Source organism: Dactylosporangium sp. NPDC051485, assembly GCF_040682015.1.
GTDB lineage: Bacteria > Actinomycetota > Actinomycetes > Mycobacteriales > Micromonosporaceae > Dactylosporangium.
Genome location: NZ_JBFAZW010000019.1, coordinates 100541 through 121189, shown reverse-complemented (window position 1 = coordinate 121189; position 20649 = coordinate 100541). Strand labels below are relative to the sequence as shown.

At 67.5% G+C, this 20649-nt stretch carries 12 protein-coding genes; 2 read left to right on the top strand and 10 right to left on the bottom strand.

Features of this window, described 5'->3' with window-relative positions:
* The coding region (locus AB0M46_RS13895; RefSeq protein ID WP_363335744.1) for a hypothetical protein at window positions 1–588 on the top strand (588 nt) is incomplete at its 5' end.
* A gap of 1042 nt (window positions 589–1630) precedes the next feature.
* Here AB0M46_RS13895 and AB0M46_RS13890 read toward each other — a convergent pair.
* Genes AB0M46_RS13890 through AB0M46_RS13880 form a run of 3 tightly spaced genes read right to left on the bottom strand, consistent with a single transcriptional unit; the run spans window position 1631 to window position 2889 of the window.
* Window positions 1631–2125, bottom strand: coding sequence for a hypothetical protein (locus tag AB0M46_RS13890; protein WP_363335742.1), 495 nt, complete (start codon window positions 2123–2125; stop codon window positions 1631–1633).
* Window positions 2122–2589, bottom strand: a complete 468-nt coding sequence (locus AB0M46_RS13885) for a hypothetical protein (RefSeq protein WP_363335740.1) — start codon at window positions 2587–2589, stop codon at window positions 2122–2124. Before AB0M46_RS13885 ends, AB0M46_RS13890 begins: the two co-directional genes overlap by 4 nt.
* 27 nt (window positions 2590–2616) lie before the next feature.
* A complete protein-coding gene (locus AB0M46_RS13880; RefSeq protein ID WP_363335738.1) occupies window positions 2617–2889 on the bottom strand; it encodes a hypothetical protein in 273 nt (90 codons plus the stop codon).
* A gap of 337 nt (window positions 2890–3226) precedes the next feature.
* Between AB0M46_RS13880 and dnaB the strand changes: the two genes are divergently transcribed.
* The gene (gene dnaB / locus AB0M46_RS13875) at window positions 3227–4570 is read left to right on the top strand and encodes a replicative DNA helicase (RefSeq protein WP_363335736.1); all 1344 of its coding nucleotides are present in this window, start codon (window positions 3227–3229) and stop codon (window positions 4568–4570) included.
* 32 nt (window positions 4571–4602) lie between these two features.
* On the opposite strand, the gene AB0M46_RS13870 is transcribed toward dnaB, so the two are convergent.
* The 7 genes from AB0M46_RS13870 to AB0M46_RS13840 form a co-directional block, all read right to left on the bottom strand.
* Complete coding sequence (locus AB0M46_RS13870; protein ID WP_363335734.1) at window positions 4603–12159, bottom strand: SDR family NAD(P)-dependent oxidoreductase; 7557 nt, start codon at window positions 12157–12159, stop codon at window positions 4603–4605.
* A 55-nt stretch (window positions 12160–12214) separates the two neighbouring features.
* Window positions 12215–13636, bottom strand: coding sequence for a proline--tRNA ligase (gene proS, locus AB0M46_RS13865; RefSeq protein WP_363335732.1), 1422 nt, complete (start codon window positions 13634–13636; stop codon window positions 12215–12217).
* Window positions 13623–16715, bottom strand: a complete 3093-nt coding sequence (locus AB0M46_RS13860) for an amino acid adenylation domain-containing protein (protein WP_363335730.1) — start codon at window positions 16713–16715, stop codon at window positions 13623–13625. Before AB0M46_RS13860 ends, proS begins: the two co-directional genes overlap by 14 nt.
* Window positions 16712–17548 (bottom strand): TauD/TfdA family dioxygenase, encoded by an 837-nt coding sequence (locus tag AB0M46_RS13855; RefSeq protein WP_363335729.1) that lies wholly within the window; start codon window positions 17546–17548, stop codon window positions 16712–16714. The genes AB0M46_RS13860 and AB0M46_RS13855 overlap by 4 nt, the downstream gene beginning before the upstream one ends.
* Before the next feature lie 111 nt (window positions 17549–17659).
* Complete coding sequence (locus AB0M46_RS13850) at window positions 17660–18532, bottom strand: SAM-dependent methyltransferase (RefSeq protein WP_363335727.1); 873 nt, start codon at window positions 18530–18532, stop codon at window positions 17660–17662.
* Window positions 18529–19308 carry a hypothetical protein gene (locus AB0M46_RS13845; RefSeq protein ID WP_363335725.1) on the bottom strand — a complete coding sequence of 260 codons (780 nt, stop codon included), beginning with the start codon at window positions 19306–19308 and terminating at the stop codon, window positions 18529–18531. The genes AB0M46_RS13850 and AB0M46_RS13845 overlap by 4 nt, the downstream gene beginning before the upstream one ends.
* A 270-nt stretch (window positions 19309–19578) precedes the next feature.
* The gene (locus tag AB0M46_RS13840; protein ID WP_363335723.1) at window positions 19579–20565 is read right to left on the bottom strand and encodes a CU044_5270 family protein; all 987 of its coding nucleotides are present in this window, start codon (window positions 20563–20565) and stop codon (window positions 19579–19581) included.
* Window positions 20566–20649: the final 84 nt, after the last annotated feature.

The following is a 20649-nucleotide window of genomic DNA, read 5'->3' as shown; positions in this document are numbered from 1 at the left end:
TACGGCGAGCCGGTTCCCGTCTCGGCGCACACGGGTCTCGGCGAGCCGGTTCCCGTCTCGGCGCACACGGGTCTCGGCGAGCCGGTTCCCGTCTCGGCGCACACGGGTCTCGGCGAGCCGGTTCCCGTCTCGGCCGAGCCGCCGGTTTCGGTGCCGTTCGCCGCGTGTGGTCTCGACGGAGCGGGCGGCAGCGCAGACGATGTCTCGAAGGGCAGGCCCGCACCGGTCGAGATCAATGCGGCAGTGGCCGCGTCGCGGCAGGATCGACCGAGCGAGGCAACAGGCGGTTCGCTGATTGGCGGTGCTGTCGCTGGTGAGCGCGACGAAACAGCGACAGAGCGCACGACCGGCGACGAGCGCTCTGTCGCGTACAGGGCGGGGGACAACGCGACGCAGCGGGCAGCGATGTGGGCCTACTGGGAGGAGTGCCGGATGCACCGGCGTGCGCTGACCGGCGCCGACCTGGACCGCAAGTTCGGAACCAACAACTATGGTCGACGCGTCATAAACGACTGGGTGCGACAAGGCCGAGTCACCGAGGCCGAGGTGGCTGCGGCCCGGTCGGGCTGGTTGGCCGAGGCGGCGTGACCGTGAAGGCGAACGAGACAGGGCCGAGGATGCGCGGCGGTGATTGGCGAGACGGAGGCGAGATGACGATCCGAGACGGAGTGGGCGTCGGGCCGGGCGCGAGACGAGACACCGAGACAGCAGTTCCGGCACGAACGAGACGAGACAATCCGACACTGGCCTCGATGTCGTGCCCCCAGTGCAGGCGTGACGACCGTGTCGCACCGATACCGACGGTGTACGCCGCTGGGATTCAGCGCGCCGACGTGCGGCTGTCGCACGTCGTGTCTGGGCGCCAAGTGCGGTTCAGCACCGGCCGTGCGACGACTCGAAGCGGGCTGGCAGCGACTTTGGCGCCACCACCGTCGCCGCGGCACTGGTCCCGGCCGGCCGCGGTGGCTGGTTTCGCCGGATGTATCGGACTTCTCGCCTTGGCCGATGTGGCCGGCTCAGGTGGGCGAAGCCATGCCGGGCCGCTGGTCGTCCTTGCGGTGCTCGTGGTGGTGGCGGCCGGCTTGCTCGCGGCGGCGCGGTGGTGGCGGTGGCAGGTTGACCGGCCGGCATACGAGCTCGCTGTGCGGCTGTGGAACACGGCGACGTGGTGTGATCGCTGCTCCGTGGCAGTGCTGTCTGACGGTCGTTTTCTCGTTCGGCCACAGCGGTTGGGCCGGACCCTACTGATCCGAGCTCAGCGGTAGAGTGCGGCGCGACTCGGCTCGCACACGTGAGCATGAGTGCCTCATGCACCATCTGCTTCATGTTGTGCGCCGAGTATTTGTCAGTGATCGCGCGAGCTAAATGACAGCGCCGTTTGACGTGGGTGGCAACGGCTTCGGCCCGGCGTCGACTGGTAACGTGCGGGGGGCATGCGTGTGGGAGATGGACCGGACCGGATTGGTGAGGACCTGAGAGCGAATCTGCGTGCGCTGGCCGAGATCCGGGCCGACACCGAGCACCTTCGTGGGGAGATTGCGGTGGTGCGGGCCGAGGTACAGGCGGCACTGCGAGCGGTTCGTGATCGGCTTGATCCGCCCGCCGCGACGGGCTGAGGCGTCTGCCAGTACTACAGCGGCAATGAGCGGCGGCGGGTGGTGAATGGCCGCCCGTTGCTGCCGATTTCGGTGAGATAGCCGGTGGGCTCGTGCCATCCGGCGGACCAGGGGCGCTCCTTGATGCCCTGCACGAAGCGTTTGAGCAGCTCGACCTCGTCGGCCTTGCGGTCGAGGCTGTCCCCCTTTTTGATCAGCAGGACGAGCTCGTCCTGCTGATGGTGTTCGCAGAACTTCAGCTCGCGAGCGGCCTCATACACCCCGTAGGCGCTGCACTCCGCCGACATGCGCGCGGCGCGTCCGAACGCCAGCGCGGGCTCGATGGCGGGGAAGAAAAACCACTGCCCGAAGCCCACTGCGTACCCGCGCGCCACGACGTGGTCATTGCGGTGCAGGGCGCGCGGCAGCGTGTCGATCTCGACCGCGCCCCAGTAGTCGCGTGGCAGCCTGTTGTCCCACGCCGTCGATCCCTGCTCGTAGCGCTGACAGATCATCGTGGGCGGTGTCATCGGCTCTCCTTGCTCACCCGGGTCTTGGGCGGGCCAACGTCGTTTGCTCTTGTCTGCCACCGGTCGAGTGCGTCCTGGATCTGTGCGCGTACCTCGTTGTTGAGTTGGGGTCGTTGGACGGCGTGGCGGAGCCAGTCCTCGGCGCCTTGTTGTACGGCGGACCAGGGGTGGGAGTAGACCAGCGCGGTCTGCGTGCCGAACGCGGCAATGTGGCTCCAGGAGTCGAAGTCCTGGTCGTCGCTTTGGTCCGCGGCGGGCTGGTGGCCGTCGATGAAGGTGCCGTCGGGCCGCTCGCACCGGAAGTAGTACTGCTTGCCGTGGACCGCGCAGGTGACGCAAGCGAGGGTGCCGACCATCTGCGGGTAGCGGCGCTGCCACTCGGCGTCAAGGGCGTAGATGTCTGTTCGGTACGCGATGGGCTTGCGACACAGGCAGCAGGTGAGGCGCAGGCGGGGGGCGGGCATCGGTTGTCCCTTCTCGGGGCCGGTGGTTCAGGCGGCGCGGTCGAGGTGGGCGTAGACGGTGCTGCGGGTGACACCGAGGGTGTGGGCGATCTGGTCGACGGTGTCCTGCTCGAAGGTCGCCTCGGTAGGCTCGGTCAGCGCATCGCCGGCCCTACCGCAGACCGGGCACCGAAACACCGGCGTCCTCCGGAGGATCTCCGCCACCAGGTCGGGCCGCCGCGGGCCCAGACACGCCAGGATCTCCCGGCTCAGCCGCGTCACGACATGCCACGCCCCGGCCGCGCCGGAACCCGACGGCATCGCTGTCGTGGCATGCTCATACCCAATGATGACATCGACGCCCCCCGGGTCTCCAGCGGTCAGCGACGTGCCGTTCGGTCAGCGAACCGAGACTGCCAGCGGATATCCACGAACGCGGACCTAGCGTCGTTGACGATGCACTGGAACGCTTCAAGGCGTTCGCTGCAGAAGGCTGGGAGGTAGTTACTGTAGCCACACGCTGAACTACGAGGGCAGAACGCTGGAGAAATTCTTCGGCGCGCTGTCGAGGAGGCTCCATTGACCGATCCGCGTTGCCACGGCCGCGAGACTCCGGCCTGCTCCGCAGGTCGTCCGGACAGAACGGCAAGATGTATCCATGACTGCGACGGACGACGGCCCCGGCGCCTCCGCCCCGCCTGAGATCCCCGACCCGGCTACACCACAGGACATCATCGCCGAGCAATGCGCGCTCGGATTGATGATGCTGAGCAAGGACGCCATCGCCGACGCGGTGCCGACCTTGCGAGCCGGCGACTTCGCCCGCCGCGAGCATGGGATCATCTACGAGGCCATCCTGGAGTTGTACGGCCGGACCGAACCCGCCGACCCGGCGATGGTGGCCCATTTCCTTGCGGAACGCGACGATCTGCAACGCATCGGCGGCGCCCCATATCTGCACACGCTGATCAGCGTGGTGCCGGTGCGAGCGTCAGTTGTGCACTACGCGCAGTTGGTCGCCGACAAGGCGTTGCGGCGCCGGCTGGGCGAGGCCGGCTACCGCATCATGCGGCTGGTCGACCCGTCCTCCACGATCGCGACGCCGGACGCCGTCGACCTCGCCCAGCAGGCCCTCTACGACCTGACCGCCGACGGGCGCGACACGGTGATGCTCCCCGAAATGCTCGTCGAGGTGTTGGACAGCATCGAGGCCAGCACGGGCGACAGCCCACCGTTCCTGAGCACCGGATTTCAGGATCTCGACCGGCTGCTGTCCGGCCTGCGACCAGGTCAACTCGTCGTAATCGGGGGTAGACCGGGGATCGGCAAGTCGGCGGTCGGGCTGAGCATCCTGCGGCACGTGGTGTTCCGCCTGGGTTGCCCGGGGGTGCTGTTCACCCGGGAGATGCCCGAGATGGAGGTGGCGACCCGAATCCTGTCCGCCGAGACAGAGGTTCCCTTACATGTGCTGCGCGCCGGTCTGCTCACCGACGCGGAGTGGACCAGCCTGGCCCGGGGGATCCAAGCCGCCAGCGAGTCGCCGCTGTTCATCGACGCCGCCGTCACCACGGTCGATGAGCTGCGGGCCAAAGCCCGACGACTCCGCACCCGTCACAGCATCGGATTGATCGTCGTGGACTACCTGCAGATGTTCGTCAAGGGCCGCAATGACCGGTACCGGGAGGTCTCCGACGTCAGCCGCGCCCTCAAGGATCTGAGCCTGGAACTCGACATCCCTGTCGTGGTGATGTCCCAGCTCAACCGGCTGGTCGAGCAGCGCACCGACAAGCGGCCCCAACTGATCGACCTGCGCGACTCCGGCACGATCGAAGACGATGCCGACGTCGTCATCCTGGTCCACCGCGACGATTACTACGATCAGGGATCATCACGACCGGGCGAATGCGACCTCATCGTGGCCAAGCACCGAAGTGGCCCCATCGCTACCGTGACCGTGGCGGCCGAGCTGCATTATGCCCGCATGCTGGATCTCGACGGGTGAACCTTGCCGCCGCTTCCGTGACACAGAAAAATTTACGTGGGCGGCGACTGGGGCAGGGCGGGGCTAAGCAGGGCCTGAACATGGGCGGTCAGCAGGTCGCAAAATCGATGGGCGACGTTCTCCACCCAGGCGGGCGAGAACCGGTCGGTGTGAAACCAGAAATTGGGCCGGCAGTGGTGTCCGGAGGCGTCGAAAACCAGATGCAGCCCAGGGACCCTTGTCAGACGGCCGAAGTCCACCTGTGCGAACAGGTGATTGCGGACCGGGCCTAGCACCTCAAGTACCTCTACCTCGAACGGCGCCGCCGCCTGCGTGACCTGGCCGTAGTTCGTGAAGTTGATCGCGACGTCGGAGAAGTAGGTGTCGAACGGGAATCCGTCGAAACAGCGAACATCTTCGAGCAGTTCGGTAATCGGCATCAACGGCGCGCGTCCGTTTACAGCCGTAGACACAGCGTTCGCCTGGACCGCCATCTGGTTGGGATCGCAGCCCGCCGGGTGTAGCGGCATCGGCAGCGGCGCGGTGAACGGGCCGATCGTCCGCAGGAAGCGTTCCTCTGAGCGGCCACTGGCGATTGCGCTGATCACCACGGACGATGCGCCGACGAGTTCGTACACCGTCGTCGCATATGTGCCCAGCACCAAGGCGAACGGGGAGACTCTCAGCCGGGCGGCGGCCTGCCGCAGGAGCTCCGATCGCAGGTCGAGGTCGGGTGTGTAGCGCTCCGAGGGCAATGCCCGGGTAACTCCGAACCCGTGGTGGTTCGGCAGGCTTGTCGTCACGGGGACGCTCGCGAAAAGCCCGCGGAAGAACTCAAGCGCCGAGACGCGCTGCTCTTCGGCGGCGGCACGTTGCCATGCGACGAACTCGGCGTATCCGACGGCGGCGGGGAGGTCGGCGGGGACGCCTATGCGTCGAGCGTGGTAGGCGTCGCGGAGTTCCTCGGCGAACACCGTCAGTCCCGTACCGTCAAAGTCGATGTGTTGCAGCGACAACAGGATGACGAATTCGTCCGCTTCAGTGCGGACGCAGCGCAACGTCCACGAAGGGCCGGTCCTGAGGTTCGGAACGTTCGTCCGCAGCTCGTCGACGAGCGCTGCGACGCGTCGCTGCCGCTCGTCCTCCGGGCAAACCGAGACATCGCTCACCAGGATGTCCAGATCGGGAAGACACGCCCGTGGGGGCAGCAGCATGGAGCCGTCGTCCGTGTAGCGGTATCGCAGCAACTCGTGCCGACCGATCACGTCGTGCAGCGCGCTCAACAGAGGTTCGCGGACGAACGGCGCGTGGAACACGATGGGGACAACTCGGTGCCCGTACCCGGAGCCTTCGATGAGCTCCAGCCAGCGCCTCTGCTGCATGGACCATGGCCTGACGACGTCTTCGCCACGAACCTGATATACGGCAGGCTCTGACGCCTGCGATGACAGCACGCGGTTGCCGCTCGCGCCGCTGTGCTTGGCGCGCCAGGCATCGTCGAGCACTGAGGCGGTCAGGTGCTCGGTGAGCAGGTCGGCCGACGGATGGTCAAACGCAACGGACAGCGGCAGCGTGCACGTCAGCCGCGAGGCGAGCGCATTGCGCAGCCGGATCGCCGACAGCGAATCCATACCGAGATCGTGGAACGGCCCGTCGCCAGTCTCACCCAGTACCGCCTCCACCGCCTCGTTAATCGCACGCCGCACAATCTCCCGCCGCCGGCTCTCTGGCGCGATGGCGATCTCCCGGCAGAGGTCGTCGCCCTCCACGGTCTGCTCAGTGGATGAAGGGGCCACGGACCGGTAGAACGGGTCGCTGCTCAGACCGTAATGCCGCAAGTAAACAGGCCAGTCGTTCGCAAGGAACGCCACTTGTGGCGCTGCGCTGCGCAGCACGCGCCGCAGAAGGCGAGCACCGTTCCCGGCCGTGATCATCCGCATGCCGCTCTGATCGAGCAGGGCGAGCAGGGCTGGCTTATCGCGCAGGAATCCGTCGTCGCGCCATGGTCCCCAGTTCACCGCGGTCATCGGGCGGCCGAGCTGCCGCTGGAAGTGGGCGAAGGCGTCCAGCATCGCGTTTGCCGCCGCGTGGGCGGCCTGGCCCGGGTGTCCCAGGATCGAGGCGGCCGACGAGTACAGCACGAAGAACTCCGGGTGCAGGTCCGCCGCCTCAATCTCGTCGGCGAGCAGTGCGGCGCCGACTGCCTTGGCCCGCAGCGACGGTTCGAAGCGCTCCCATGTGGACTCGGTGAGCACGCCGTCGTGGAGCACGCCAGCGCAGTACAGGACGCCTCCAAGGCCAATGTGGGGAAGGCCGGACACCAGCGCCGCCACCGCAGCCTTATCGGTGATATCGACCTGGTGGACGTCGACCGTTGCGCCCGCTGAGCGGAGCGCTGCCAGCCGAGCGCGCTCCTCACCGGTTGGGGCGGTGCGGCCGACCAGCACGAGTTGGCGGGCGCCAGCCCGGATGAGCTGCTCTGCGGACCACAGCCCCAGCCCTCGCAGTCCGCCGACGACGAGGAAGGTCTTCTCCGGCGAAAGCGGCGCGGGCGACCCGTCTGCGTCCTCGGCTAGGGTCAGCACCGGCTGATACCAGGACCCGCCTCTGTCGGCGAACTCGCCACCGCCGGGGGCGCTCAATGCTGCGGCCAACCTGGCCAGGTCCGTCGCCGACTCGATGTCGATGCTACGGAAGTCATCCGTGCCGAGCTCGTTGCGTGCTACTCGGACCGTGCCGATCAACGCCGCGAGCGGCCACTGCGTCACCTGGCCATCAGGCGCAGGTTGGGCGAGGCGGGTCAGCACTGTCACGCGCTTGCCGGTGTCTGAGGCTGCGGCGGTCAGGAGGGCCGAGAGCGGTGCACAGACGGCGGAGATCGGGTCCGTGGCGCCGGTCGATCCGGTGGCACACACGACCACCTCGTCGACGTCCGACATCTGCGCTTTGTCGAGCTTCCGTGTCTGCATCACCCGGTGACCCGCACCGACCAGCCGATCGATCAGCGCGTCCGCGATCAAAGGGTCGTCGTGCACCAGCAGCCAACGCTTCGGCCCGTCGGGCTGCGGCAGGTCCGTCGGGCGCCAGGAAATCTCGTACTGCCAGTGCTCGCTCGACGTGTCGCGCGGGGAGAGGGCACCGTCGCGGGTCGCGGAAGTCGGTACGGCGGCAACCGGGCTGTCGACCCATGTCCGGCTGCGAGTGAACGGGTACGCCGGCAGTCTGGTCCGCCTAGCGGTCGCGCCCGGCAGCGCCGACCAATTCACAGATGCACCAGCGGTGTAGAGCGAGGCGACCGATTCGGCGAGCACTCGGTCATCCCGCTGGCCGCGGCGCAGGGTCGGTACCACAGGACCCTCGAAGTCGGGTCGGCACGCCGCGATTAGCGGGCTCAGGACGGTGTGCCCGCCGATCTCGACGTAACTGCCCGCCCCGATTGATGCTGTGCGGAGCAGGCCCGCAGCAAACCGCACAGGCTGGCGCAAGTGCTCACGCCAGTAGTCCGCACTGCCCACCTCGGATCCGGCGAGTTCGCCGGTAACGTTCGAGATCATGGGCCGGTCGGCGGTGCCGAAGCGGACCGACCGTGCCGCCGCGTGCAATTCGTACAGGATGGGGTCCATCAACGACGAGTGGCCGGCCCGGTTCACCGTCAGGATTCTTGCGTCAAGCCCCTTGGCGCATGCCCAGGCGACGAATTCCTCCAGGACGGTCCGCTTTCCAGATACTCCGGTGACCAGAGGGGCGTTCAGCGCGGAGATCTCCAGTGGCAGTCGGCTGTCCGCGACGAGTTCCCGGGTGTCGTCCTCGTTGCGGTACAGGACCGCCATGCCCGCGTCGTCGGGCAGGGACTGAAGCAGGCGACCTCGCTCCGCCACGAACCGTAGTCCATCTTCGACGGGGAACACGCCAGCAGTGCAGGCTGCGGCGAACTCGCCGAGGCTGTGTCCCATGACAACGTCGAACTCGACCCCGAGTGAGCGCCACAGCTCGACCATCGCCATCTGCGTGACGAACACCAGAGGCTGGATCAGTGCGATCGAACCCGAGACCGCTGGGTCGCGGGGTTCGCCGAGCCGGCCTATGGCGTCGTCCAACTTGCGGCCGGTCAGTTCCCGGAACAGCGGCGCCAGGTCGTGCAGCGCCGACCGGTAGACGGGGCTGACCTCGGCGAGGCGTCGGCCCATCCCTGGGTATTCGCCGCCCTGGCCGGTGAAGACACCGACGATGTTGCCAGGTGATGCCGGCGCCGTCGGTATCACCGCCGCGGCCCGTGACCGCTCGAACTCGGCCGCCGAGTCACCGACGAATGCGGTCCGCCACTCGAAGTGTCGCCGGCCGGTGGCCGCGGTGCTCGCCACGGCTGGGACGTCCAGGTCAGCGGCGTTAAACACGGTCTTGTAGCCGGCCACGGTGGCGCGCAGGGAGTCCCTGGACCGTGCGCTGACCGGCACGACGGTCGCGACGTTGTGGCCATCCCTGCGAGCGAGGTCCGCCTGGTTGCGGACGGGCACCGGCCCGGTGACAACGACGTGTGCGTTCACGCCGCCGAGGCCGAAGGCGCTGACGCCGGCGACTCGTTCCGCATCGGACCACGTGACCAGGTCACCGCTGACCCGGAATGGATACGCCGATTCGGTCAGCTGGTCGGTGGGGTGCTGGAAGTGCACCGTCGGCGGGATCTGCCCGTGCGATACGGCCAGCACGGTCTTGATCAGGCCGGCCATGCCGGCGGCCCAGCCGAGGTGCCCGATGTTGGACTTCACCGATCCGAGCACCGCCGAGCCGGCCGGGAGAGCGCCGAACACCTGTGCCAGGGCGGTCAACTCCACGTCGTCCCCAACTGGCGTCGCGGTGCCGTGTCCTTCAACGAACCCCACAGACCCGGGATCCAGGCCGCTGTCGGCCCAGGCCGCCGCGATGACGGACGCCTGCCCGGCAACGCTCGGCGCGGTCATGCCAACCTTGGCCGCGCCGTCATTGCCGATGGCACTTCCGGCCAACACCGCATAGACCAGGTCGCCGTCGGCGCGGGCGTCGGACAGGCGCTTGAGTGCCACGACGCCGACGCCGCTTGAGAAGACGGTGCCCTGCGCGGCCTTGTCGTACGGGCGGCAGCGCCCGTCAGGTGAATACATCATCGCCGGCTCGTAGATGTAGCCCTCGACCTGCGGGACAGAGATCGCCGCCGCGCCAGCGAGCGCTAGATCGCACTCTCCCCGCAGCAGTGCCACCCGGGCATGGTGGAGCGCCACCAGCGACGTGGCACATGCAGCGTTCACGTTGACCGTCGGACCTGTGCAGTTGAGCAGGTACGCGGCTCGGCTGGCAATGAAGTCCTGGGTCGTCGCCATCAAGAGTTCGAGTTCATCGACCGAGTCGATCAAGTTACGGCGAGGGCGTGCGGGCAGGGAAGGCAGCACGTTGTTGAGCAGATAACTGCTCGGCCCGCAGCCCGCGAAAACGCCGACCCGTCCATCGCTGGGGCCCGCGATGCCGGCGTCGTCGAGCGCCTCGACGCAGCATTCCAGGAAGAGCCGGTGCTGCGGGTCGATCAGCGCCGCCTCACGCGGTCGGAGGCCGAAGAACCTGGCATCAAATTGGTCGATGTCGTTGAGCAGGCCAGCGGCCCGGACTACCGCACCGTTCCACGGATCGGCGGCGTTCCTCCGGTCGATGGTCTCCACGTCCGGCCGCCAGATGGACTCGACGCCCGCCACGAGATTGGCCCAGAACTCGGCGGGGGTCGACGCACCGGGAAACCGGCACCCGATTCCGACCACGGCCACGGCCTCGTCCGGCGGCACCGTCCGAGCCTGGCCAGATGTGGTTGGTGGGGCCGTGGTGGTCTCGCCGTCGATGAATCCGGCGAGGGTCCGCACCGTGGGGTGCTGGTACGCCTTCCGCGTCGCCAGGGAGAGCCCGAACTCCTCCTGCAGTCCCGCAACGACCTGGGCTGCGAGCAGGGAGGATCCGCCGAGATCGAAGAATGGGTCATCGAGACCGACAGCGTCGACGCCCAGCACCTCCTGCCAGACCTTGGCGACGCGCCGCTCGGTGGCGGAACGGGGGATGGCGAACGAAGCGTTCAAGTCCGGTCGAGAGGTGGGAGCGGCGGGCAGGGCTAGCCGATCGACTTTGCCCGTCTGGGTCAGCGGTATCCGGTCGATCTCGACCCATACCGACGGCACCATGTAGTCGGGGAGCCTGGCCGCTACGTATGAGGCCCATTCCGGCTCGAATCGTCTGACTGGGTTGGATGGAGGTACCGCCGTCGAGACGGTTTCGACGTAGGCGGCTAGGACGGTCGTCCCGGAAACCTCGATGGGTCGAACGGCGGACCTGGCCAGCTCCGGATGCCCGTCGAGGACCACCTCGACCTCTTCCACCTCGACCCGGTATCCGCGGACTTTGACCTGCTGGTCGCGGCGTCCGTAGAACCGGAGCCCATCGGCCTCCTCCCGGACCAGGTCGCCGGTCCGATATGTCGTCGTCCCGGATGCGTCGACGCAGAACCGCTCCTGGGTACCCTCCGGGTCTCGGTAGTACCCCGAAGCAACGCAGGCGCCGTGAACGAGGAGTTCCCCGAGTTCTCCCGGCGCGACCGGCTCACCTTCCTGGCCGGTGACCGTGATCCGGACGTGCGGGAGGGGCCGCCCGATCGGCGGCAGCGCCGGCCAGGCGGACGCTGGCCCGGACATAGTGTGAGTCGTAACCACGTGCGTCTCGCACGGCCCGTAATGGTTGTGCAGCCGGACATGCGGGTTGGTATCGAAGAATCCACGGACCAGGTCTGTGATCTTGAGTTGTTCGCCGGCGACGATCACGTCCCGTAGGCCGGGCAGCTGGAGTCCGGCCGCCGCTTGGCAGAAGGGCGCCAGGGCCGCGGTTGGAAGAAACATGCGGTCTACGCCTGCGGCATCGACCAAGGCAATCAGCTGGGTCGGCTCGCGGCGCGCCTCTTCCGGCACCATTACGAGTTCGCCGCCCGCGCCGAGCGTGGACATCAGCTCCTGGAAGGCGACATCGAAGAACAGCGGCGCGAACTGTGTCGTCGTCCGGGGGCCTTCGTCCTGGCACATCTGCCAGTCGATCAGTCCGTCGATGGCCGAGTGCGGCATAGCCACGGCCTTCGGCACGCCGGTCGACCCGGACGTGAACAGGATGTACGCCAGCCCGTCGCCGGTTAGGTCGCCCGTTTGGGACTCCAGCACGGCGGGTGCCGAAGCCGCGGTGTCACCCGCCGGCGGCAACAGAGGTCGATCGCTCGGCCAGCCAGGAGGCGCTGAGCCAGCGACTGCGACCGCGGGTCGAACCTGATCGAACATCTGCCGCAGGCGGGGGGCCGGCATGCCCGGCGCGTACGGCATGCAGGCCGCCCCCAGCCGCCACGCTCCCAAGATGACCGCGATGCTTGTGCTGGTCCGCGCGGCGGCCAGGGCCACGACGTCGTTGCGGTGCACACCCTGTTGAGCCAGTTGGACCGACCAGCCAATCGCGCGGCGGCTCAGTTCGCTGTAACTGATCGATTCCTGGGCGTCGGTGACCGCTCGCGCATCGGGCCACGATGTGGCCGCTTCCTCGAAACGGCTCAGGAATGCAGCCAACATTGCCTCCCGCTGATCGAACGGTATTTGCCGACCCCGCCGTGCAGCTCGCCCTGCGTCAGTAGCTCCTGCCCACCACCGCAACGACATCGGCGGCATCCGGGTCCTGCGGTACCGCGCCGTCTGTGGTTTGCAGGCAGCGCACGCTGATGGCGTCCTCGGCCAGGGCACGCTCGCCTTGCAGGCCGAGGATCTTCCACGGGATCCTGGCGAATCCCGAGCGGGCGGCCTCCCGCGCCTCCTCCAGTGACTCCGTTTCGACCATGCGCGACGTCAGTCGCCGGTTGGCGCTCTCGTACAGATCCGCCTGTACGGTGTCGAGCAGCTGCGCCACGGTTGTCGTTGCCTGCGCGGCCGGGATTGTGACCTTCGCGCGGGTGTCTCGACGGATCACGCTGACCTCGCCATTTGCGACATCCCGTGGACCGATCTCGATCCGCACCGGCACGCCCTTCAGCTCCCAGTCGGTCACTCGCCGGCCGAATCCCTGATCGGTCCGCAGATCTACCCGCGCTCGCACGCCGGCACGGGTCAGCTCGTCCGTCAGCCGACGAGCCGCGTCCAGGACGTGCTCCTCGCCCTTGACTGCCAGGACCACCGCTTGGATCGGAGCCAGCCTCGGCGGGATGACGAGGCCATGGTCGTCGCCGTGCCCCATGATCAGGCCACCGATGATGCGGGTGCTGCTGCCCCATGAGGTGGTCCAGCAGTGCTGCCGCTGCCCGGCCGCGTCGGTGTAGGTGATGTCGAATGCCTTCGCGAAGTTCTGCCCCAGTTCGTGGCTTGTCGCCATCTGTAGCGCCTTGCCGTCGCCCATCATGACCTCGCACGACATGGTGTTGATGGCGCCGGCGAATCGCTCACGGGCGGTCTTCACGCCGACAAGAACTGGCAGGCGGAGCACGTTTTGTAGGAAGTCCCGGTAGACGTCGAGGTGGATGCGGAGCGTGTACGCAGCTGCATCCTCGACCGTGGCGTGGGCGGTGTGGCCCTCCTGCCAAAGGAATTCGGTCGTGCGCAGGAACAGCCTCGGCCGCAGCTCCCATCTGACTACGTTCGCCCACTGATTCAATAGCAGTGGCAGGTCTCGGTGGCTCTGGACCCACTTCGACATGAACTCACCGAACACCGTCTCGCTGGTCGGGCGGACGACAAGCGGCTCGGGCAGCGCCTTCCCGCCCGCATGTGTCACCACAGCGAGTTCCGGGCTGAATCCCTCGACGTGCTGGGCCTCACGTTTGAGATAGCTCTCGGGGATGAACAGCGGAAGGTACACGTTTTCGGCACCAGTGAGCTTGATCCGTGTGTCGATCTCCGCCTGAACTCGCTCCCAGAGCGAGTAGCCATAGGGACGAATTACCATCGTCCCCCGGACGGGTCCGTTGTCGGCAAGTTCCGCCTTATCCAGCACCTCCTGGTACCAGCGCGGGAAGTCAGTATTCTGAGACGTGAGGACCGAGCCTCGATTAGCTGTGGCCATGGGCCACCACTTTACGTCTCTGCCCAGTTGGCTCGGTAACCAGTACGCCTAGCGGGAGCGCCATGTCGGCGAGCTCTGCCGCGGACACGGCGAACCCATCGAGGAACTCCTCGACGGCTGAGGCTTGCCATGCAACGTCGTTGTAGTGCGAGGTCACGTGCAGTCCGTCCGCAGCGGGACGGATCACCAACGCTATGCCGGGGATAACCTGACGCTGCTCGCCGCCATCAGCCAACCGCCATGTCTCGTCTACCAGCCGCGCGGCTGGCAAATCAGGCAGATAGTTAACATACAACTGCATTTCCGACAATGCCGGCAGACCCCTGCCCCAGGTCGGGTCGGCGCGAAGCCACTCGTAGGAGCTGCCACGGTCTGCGGCCCGCGCCAGTTCGTTCTGCAGCGCTACGAGCGTGTCGCGCGGAGTGGATCCGGTCGGCACAACGATGGGGTGATGGTGCGACAGCATCCCGACGGTAAGGCCGTCATCGAGGTCGTCGTAGAGGCCACGACCGCTCTCCACCACTCTGCAGCCGACCTCGCGGACGCCACGCTGCACACCGTATTGATGTACCGACGCGGCGAGGACCAGGTCGTGAGCCGCCCGGGAGGCGCTGGGCATTGACAGGCCGGCGACCGCTTTGTGGATCGTCCACGCGATCGGATCGGCACCTTGCGGCCGGGCCCGTTGACGTGCAACCACCTCATCCGATGTCGCGCCAGTCCGCGTCTCCAGCCGCAGTAGGTCGCGCCAGTGCGCGGCGATGGTCGCATCGACAACGTTGCGCTCGCGGGCAATCCGAGCCCAGGTCGCGAACGGAGTCGCGGCCAGCGCCGCCGCGGGCGTCGCGAGGAAGCTGCCCAGCAGCGCCTTCACAACCTCCAGCGACACCCCGTCGGCGATAACGTGGTGCATGGCCAGGTAGAGAAAGGTGCGCCCGTCAAGCGTCCCGACGACGCAGCGGCAGAACCGGCCCTGCCCGACGTTGAGCTGGTCCCGAGCGCAGCGCAAAGCCTCCACCACCGCAGCGGTGTCCCGTGCCGGCCACTGCTCGACCCCGATGGTGGGCTCGGCGCTGAACGTCTGGCTGGGCATGCCGGAGGCCAAGTCGATCGCGTTGAGGCAGAAGACGTCAACGGTGGCGAGCAACCGGTGGGCGGCCGACGTGACCGTCTCCACCGATGCATCGGTGGAGACCAGCAGCTGCAGGATGTTGTCCTCCCGCACTTGGCCGGCCGCGCCGATCAGGACCCGGCGCTGGGCGGGCGTGAGCGGAAGCGTGACCCGGTCGCGCCTCGCCGGTCCGCCGGGCCGTTTGTCTTTACGATCCAAGGCCCTGTAAGCGTCTACGATCCCGGACACTGACGAGGCCATCCGCAGGGTAGCCAGGTCGAGGGCTTGGCCGAACGCCTCACTGAGCCGCAGTTGCAACTGAACCAGGTTCAGCGAGTCGACACCGACGTCGGCCAGGAGCACGTCCTGGTCGATTGACCGGCCGCCGAGGACGTCCGCCAGAGTGTCGGCGACCGATCGCACCATCCGATCGCTCATGTCGAGCGACGGCCTATCGTCTGGGCAGAACAGTGTCAGGTTGAGCAGGGCGCCTTCGTCTAGTTTCTCGGTCGGCCCGAGCGGCAGCGTGCTGACGAACGCGTACTCAGCCGGCACCAGGTTCTCGGGTAGCTGGGCCTGCGCAGCGATCCGCAGCCTGGCGTACAGGCCCAGCAGACTCTGCTCCTTCGTCGCGATTACGGCCCGCAGCGTGCCGGCAGGAGCGACGACCACAGCTACTGCATCAACCTCGGCGCAGGAAGCGAGTGCAACTTCGATCTCGGAGAGCTCCACCCGGTGACCGCGCACCTTGCGCTGCCGATCGACCCGCCCCACGTAATCGAACGTGTCATCATCGCGGCGCCGAACCATGTCGCCGGTGCGGTAGCTGCGCAGTCCTTCCAACCCGCCATCCACTGCCCGGAATGCCCGGTCGGTCAGCTCTGGCCGCCCGAGGTAGCCAGGCGAGACACCGGGGCTGCCAATCCACAACTCGCCAACCTCCCCGATTGCCACTGATGCCTCGGCCGCGTTACGCACGGCCCAGCTCGACCCGCGCAGCTGTCCACCGATCCGGGGCGGTTCGTCCGCGGTCATCTCAAGCGCCCCAGCCCAAACGGTGGTCTCCGTCGGGCCGTACACGTTCCATACAGACACCCCAGGAGCACTCAGGAGCTTTCGCTGCAGGGCCGGCGACAGCGCCTCACCGCCGCACAGCAGCTTCAGTGGGTTCAACGGCACCCAGCGGGTAGCGGCCATCAACTGCCAGAAGCTCGGTGTGCCCTGGGCAACCGTTACTCCGTATGTGTCAATGAGTGCGGCGACCGCTGACGGATTCCGCGACTCTTCCGGGGTGGCCCACGCGATCGACGCGCCCAGCGAAAGCGGCAGCAGCAGTTCAACCGTATGCGGGTCAAAGGTCAGCGACGTCCGTGCGAGGAAGACATCGGCGTCGCAAAGCCCTAGGTGCTGCGCCAGCGCTGTCAGGGACCAGGTCAGGTTCGCGTGGGTGGTGACGATCGGCTTAGGGACGCCCGTCGTGCCGGACGTGGTCACTACGTACGCGACCTCTCCCGCGACGCGCAGGCGAGCGTCGGCGCCTGCCGCGCAGCTGACGGCGCTCGCGAACTCGACGGCGTCGATGCTGGCTATGGCAGCCGAAGCCGTCCGACGGGTGCCAATCATTGCCGCCGGCGTGGTGGCCGTGAGGATGCTCTCAAGACGCCGTACGGGAAGCGCCGGGTCGATGGGCACGTAAGCGGCGCCGGTCTTCAGCACAGCCAGGAGCGCCGCGAGCGCGGCCGGCGTGCGGTCCATCATCACGGCGACCCGGTCTCCAGGACCGACGCGGCGCGCGGCCAGCAACTCGGCACCGGCGTCGGTCATCGCGCGTAGTACGTGGTAGGAGATCTCTCCGCCGCGGGACCGGATCGCCACGCGGCCCGGGAACCGTTCGGCCATATCGTCGAAAGCTAGGTGGACCGGCAGGCCGATTGCTGGTTGTACCGTTCCGAGCACGTCAGGCGTCACGGAAGCCACCGGTCGGCCAGCTGCGGCACCCGCGCGCGAACCGTCGTCTTGACCGTCCCCGCCGGTGGCGGGGCCGCCTTGTGCAGAACCCGGTGGTTGTCCCAGATCAGCAGATCGCCAGCCGTCCAACGATGCACGTACCGGAACGAAGAACGCTCCACCCGCCGGGCGAGATCGCTGAGCACAGGGTCAGCCGCATCGTCGCTCATCCCGACGATGCCGCGCATCCACACCTCGTTGACGATCAAGGCGCGGCGCCCAGTGTATGGATGGACTCGGACGGCCGGATGGGTCACATCCACGGTCCTGTCGAGCATCTCCTGCGAGTTCAGACCCATCGCCTGCAGGTCGGCCCTCAGGACTTCACGGTTGGGGAAGCTGCCGGTCAGCCCGTTGACGAACTCTCGGAACTCGTCATCGAAGTCGTCGTACACCGCGGCGGCGTCGACGAAGGACGTGGTGCCGCCCTCCGACGGCGCCTCGATGCAGGCCAGCAGTGTGAGATCCATCGATCGCGGCAGCCAGGAACCGTCTGCGTGCCAGTAGTGGCCTCCGCCGTTGACACCGACGCCTGGAACATTGGATTGCAATCTCAGACTCTCCGAGCCTGGGTACCGGTGTTCGACGGGAAGCACGACCTCGGCCGTACCGACGGTCTCGGCCAACACCTGCATAATCGCTAGCGGCTGACTCGGCAGAACCACCAGGCCGTGTTCGAGCACCGCAGCGACGAGATCCTTGACGCCAGATACCGACTGCACATCGGCTGTCGCTAATCCTGCGACACGTGCCCCAGGCTGAGCCTTACTCCACTCGGTCACAAGGAGCGACATGTTCCTACCTTACAGTTGATGGAGTGACTGTCGACGTCTGTAACTATTTGCCGGAGTCGTTGCCGATCGTAGTGGCGTGAGCACGCAGTGCCAACAGAAATGAGTGCGTCGTCATCGCAGCCGTCCTACGGCTCCGTAGGCCATGGCTTCGGCTGCGCAGCTGGTCTGTGGTCGCGGTTCGCGTTCGGGTAGCCATTCCACGATCGACACGAGGCCCGGTTCGAGCAGGTCTACACCGTTGAAGAACTGCGCGACTTCTCCGCGGGTCCGGGCACGGAACGGACCGTGCCCGGCGGCCGGGTCCGCCAGAGCGGTCAGCGAGTGACGAACCTCGTCCGGTAGCGCATCGAAGGTGACGTGGGACAGTGCGACGTAGCTGCCGGGCGGGAGCGCGTCGAGCAGCTGCGACACCGCCTTGTATGGCTGGTCGCTGTCTTCGAGGAAGTGCAGGACGGCGATGAGGAGCAGTGCGATGGGCTTGGTGAAGTCGAGGGTCTGGTGGAGTTCGGGGCTGTCGAGGATGGTGTCTGGGTTGCGGATGTCGGCTTCGATGTAGGCGGTGCTGTCGGGGGTGTTGCCGGTAAGTAGGGCGCGGGCATGGACCATGACCATGGGGTCGTTGTCGACGTAGACGACCCGAGCGTCCGGGGCGATGGCCTGGGCGATCTCGTGGACGTTCGGTGAGGTGGGGATACCGGTGCCGATGTCGAGGAACTGCCGTACGCCGGCCTCGGCGGTCAGGTACTCCACGACCCGGCCGAGGAATCGCCGGTTCTCCAACGCGGCGGTCCGCACGGCCGGGAACGCGGCGATGAGCTGCCGGGCGGATTCGCGGTCGGGTGCGAAGTTGTCCTTGCCGCCGAGCAGAAAGTCGTAGCGGCGAGCTGGGTGCGGAACGCTGGTGTCGATCCGCAGGTTCGCGGTCCCGTCGGCGTCTGCGGCGGCCGGCTGGGCGGAGGGTGTTGAGGGTGCTGGTGTCGTCATGCGCGTGTTCCTCGTTGCGTGTCGGCCGGGTAGAAGGTCGGTACGCCGGGCGGGGTGGCGCAGTTGGCCGACGGTGGGATGTTGATAAGTAGCACCGCGCCGACGAAGCGGATCCGGGGCAGTGGTGGGCAGTCGCACCGGGTTCGGCGCAGGATCAGCGTGGTCGTGCTCGGTTGCAGCGCGGTGCGTCCGCCGAGCCGGTAGCCGAGGATGTCGCCGGTGTGCGGGTCGAGGTACACGTCGATCGGGTCGCTGCTGCTGTCGTCGAACCGGAACGCGTGGCCGGTGCCGCCGTCGCGGCCGGGTATCCGCCCGAGGTAGGTGACGCTTGGCTGCATCGCCAGGACCCGGACGACGGTGACGCGTTCGGCGAGGTCGAGGGTGCGGATGCTGGTCAGGTCGAGCAGGACGGCGACGACGGCGGTCGAGCCGCTGCCGGGTGGGGTGACCGCGGTGATGGCGTTGCTGAGGCGGACCGCGTCGGTCGGTATCGGCTCACCGAGGGGGCTGCGGAGTTCACCGGCCGCGAAGAGCGTCACCGCGGGTGGGGTCGGCTGGAACGAGGTGGTCTGCTGGAGGAGCAGGCCGGAGCCGTCCGGGTTGACGTGCCGGATTGAGTCGGTCTCGATGACCTGGTCGCCGGGGCTGTGGTCCCAGCGCGTCAGGTGCAGGCAGCTGGCGGTGCCGGGTTGCCGGTCGCTCGCGGTTGACTGGGCGTTCTGGGCGATGTCGAGGAGCATGCCCTGTGGTGTCGTGCCGGCAGGTGGGGCTGGCACGAATGACACCGCGCCACGTTCGGTGCCGCCGAGTCGAGGGGTTGGGGCTGCGTCCGTGACCTCGGAGGTCGCGAGGCCGGCCAACGGCACGAGTGCTGCGGCGAGACCGACCGCCGCAGTGGTGACCCGGCGGCTCATGCGGGTGGCGACAGTCATGCTCAGGTCTCCCGGATGCGTGTGGGGCGTGAATAGGCGCGGTCTGGTCGAAGTGGCGGTAGCGCGCGGTTTCGTGATGAGCGCCGGGGACGGGTCGGCCGTACCGCTGGCCTGTTAGCGGGCTGGGCTGCTGGTCACGGGGACACATGCTGGTGCTGGGGCACTGCTGGTTGGGGTGAAGGTGCTGGTCAGGTACAGCCGGTATGCGTTGTCGAACGACGCCCGGAACATCGCGATGTTCTGGTCTGTCTGTGCTGAGCCGCTGCTGGCTGATGGGCCGGTCAGTCGGTAGGAGCTGGCGAGCAGGACGCCGGTGGCCGGGTCGAACGTCAACGTGTGTTCGGTCGGGGTGCTCTGCTCGGCGAGGTAGGGCAGGATGACGTCGATCCCGGGCCTGCCGGCTCGGTCGGTGACCGGTTGACGCACCAGCAGCCCGGGGATGTCGGCGAGCAGCTGCAGCATCGCGGCGCGGACCGGGCGGCGCAGGGTCTCTCGCTCCGCTGTGCCGGCGACGCCACCGGTGAGCGAGACACCCTCACTGCCCGGTGAGCTGGGCCCACTCCCCGCCAACAGCTGCTGCCGGAGTTTGACCGGGTCGGTGACCGCTGGGGGGCCGAAGAACTCCCGCTGCTGGTTGCCGCTCCAACTGCCGGAGCCACTCTCGATCTCGCACCCGGACGTCTCGTCCATGACCGTCATACGCCCGTTGCCGTGACCGTCCCGCCACAGCTGCTGGTAGTGGACCACCTGGACGAACGTCATACTGCTACCGATCGGTCCCGTCAGCCCATTCACATTCGCCCAGGATCGGGTCTCGATGTAGGAGTACGCACCGGGAGCCGTGTCGGCCGGCGCGTCGGCGAGCCTGTCGGCCAAGGCGAGCAACACCGGTCTCGCCGGCACTGGAGAGACCGGCGTCGGCGTGCCCGACGTCGCCGCAGGGGATGCAGGAATGGACGCGACGGCGGCGGTATCTGGCTGCTGCGGTGCCGTGGTGCGGGCGAGCGCCGCGGGCACGACAAGGATCGCTGCGACGGCGGCGGGTACCGCCGCGCGGCGCAGTCGGCGGGGTCGCCGTGGCAGGTCTGGCAGGCCGAGCATTGAGATTCGCTCCCTGATAGTCGGTAGTGGATGAGCCGTAAGCCGACCTGGGCGGTGACACGCGTGAACCTTGTGCTACGTGAT